This is a genomic window from Bacillota bacterium (genome assembly GCA_040754675.1).
Lineage (GTDB): Bacteria > Bacillota > Limnochordia > Limnochordales > Geochordaceae > Geochorda.
In genome coordinates this window covers 1-1,748 of sequence record JBFMCJ010000727.1, presented here as the reverse complement: position 1 = coordinate 1,748, position 1,748 = coordinate 1, and the positions used below count along the sequence as shown (strand labels likewise).

Below are 1,748 nucleotides of genomic sequence, written 5' to 3'. Positions count from 1 at the left end.
GGCCAAAGACAGCGCCCCCGCCCACCCCGCGGCGGAAGCCGCCGCCGCGGCGGGCCGCTTCCAGGAACTACGCATGCTGGTTTTGTCGGCCACGAAAACCACCTCCAGGCATTTCCCCCCGCTCCCGGGGCCGCGCCGGGGCGGCAGGCGATCTACAGCCTCCCGAACCAGGCATCCTCGAAACGCTGGCACGCCGCCTTCACGACCTCGGGCGCACAACCGGCCCGCAGCATCCGGGCCGCGAGCTGCCTCAGGCCCCTTCCCAGGGCCGGGTAGCGGTACCACTCCCACGGGTCCGGGTCCGTCCCGGCGGCCACCCCCAGCGCCGCCCTGCCATGTTCCGCGTAGCGGAGCACCTCCAGGACCTCAAACACCGCCTCCAGGTCCAGCCAGCCCCGCTCGCGGAGCAGCCGGCCCGCCCGCGGCGCCAGGCCCCACAGCACGCCGTCACCCGCCCCCATCGGCGCTGCCCTCCAGGGCCCGCCGCAACCTCCGCCGGGCCTTGCAAAGTTGCCGGCGGCTGGCCCGCGGCCGTGCCAGCCCCTCCAAGGCGGCGGAGCCCACGGCCTCGGCAGCTTTCCTCTCTGCCGGGGACAGGTCGGCGGAATCCAGAAGCTGCTGCCACCACAGCTTCGCCTCCGCGTCCCGCAAGGGCTGGCCGTCGGGCTGCACCGCCTCCAGGATGGCCAGGGAGTCCACCGGGATCTCGCGCGCCGCCAGGCGCCTCTCGCGCGCGAGTGCATAGCGCAGCGAGATCCGGAAGTACCTCCGGAAGCCGTCTTCACCCAGGGCCCGCCGGGAAAGCAGGGTCATGAATAGCACGCCCGCCGCCGAGAGAGCTTCATCCTTCTCGCAACCCGCCCGCCGGGCCTCGTCGGCCACAATGGGCAGGACGGAAACGTACATTTCCGCTACCTGTGACTCTGTTTGTGCGTGCATCGGTTCTGCTCTCCCTCCCGGTGCCGTCTGACCCGTTCCGGGAACCACGGGCGGCGCAACGCGAGACGGAAAACGCCCGCCTCCTCGCAAGGAGGCGGGCGTCACCGGACTCGGCTCGGAGACCGGCCTCAGGGCTCAAGCGCGCATGGCAACTCGTACAATCCCTGGCCGGCGTAGCCGTAATACGGTATTCCCACGGCCAGGACGTAAAGGCTGCCTCCCGGCCCGGGAAACAGCCTCTTCACCGAGCTCCCCGCACCCTGAACCGGATGCCCCATATCAACCCAAACGCTGCCGTTCCAGCGGGCAACCGCCCAGGTGTTGTTCCCTACGTTCACCGCCGCCCACACAGAGCCGTCCGGCATGGTCGCGAGCACGCCGGGAACCAGCCCCAGCGGCTTGCCACAGTTCACCCACTCGGAGGCGCCCGGTTTCCGGTACCAGGTGGTGCCGTCGGTGGCCGCTATCCACACGGTGCCGTCCGGGCATACGGCCAGCCGGGAGGCCAGAGTGCCGGCCGGCAGCGGGAACATGTCACGCCAGGTGCCGGACGCGTATTCCTTCACTATACTGCCGTACCAGTTGATTCCGTAAAGCCGGCCGTCCCGCTCGGCATAGAGTCCCAGATGCAGGCCGAAGCCCAGGCTCGGGCCGCGGTCGACCCACCTGGAAGCACCGTCGTCCCAGCGGTAAAGCCTCGACGAGCACCCAATGGGGCCTCCCGTGTCGTCGTACAGAACGTCGTTTGCGTACCTGTGCAACAGCTTACCGAATCCCGGGGCCTTTCGCCGGGCCAGAACAGTGCCGTC

At 69.9% G+C, this 1,748-nt stretch carries 3 protein-coding genes; all 3 read right to left on the bottom strand.

Features of this window, described 5'->3' with window-relative positions; all coding sequences use genetic code 11:
* Positions 1-152: 152 nt before the first annotated feature.
* Positions 153-461 (bottom strand): hypothetical protein, encoded by a 309-nt coding sequence (locus tag AB1609_22995; GenBank protein ID MEW6049302.1) that lies wholly within the window; start codon positions 459-461, stop codon positions 153-155.
* A complete protein-coding gene (locus tag AB1609_22990) occupies positions 448-939 on the bottom strand; it encodes a hypothetical protein (protein MEW6049301.1) in 492 nt (163 codons plus the stop codon). The genes AB1609_22995 and AB1609_22990 overlap by 14 nt, the downstream gene beginning before the upstream one ends.
* Positions 940-1,067: 128 nt before the next feature.
* Positions 1,068-1,748: hypothetical protein (locus tag AB1609_22985; GenBank protein MEW6049300.1), on the bottom strand; the 681-nt coding region annotated here is incomplete at its 5' end.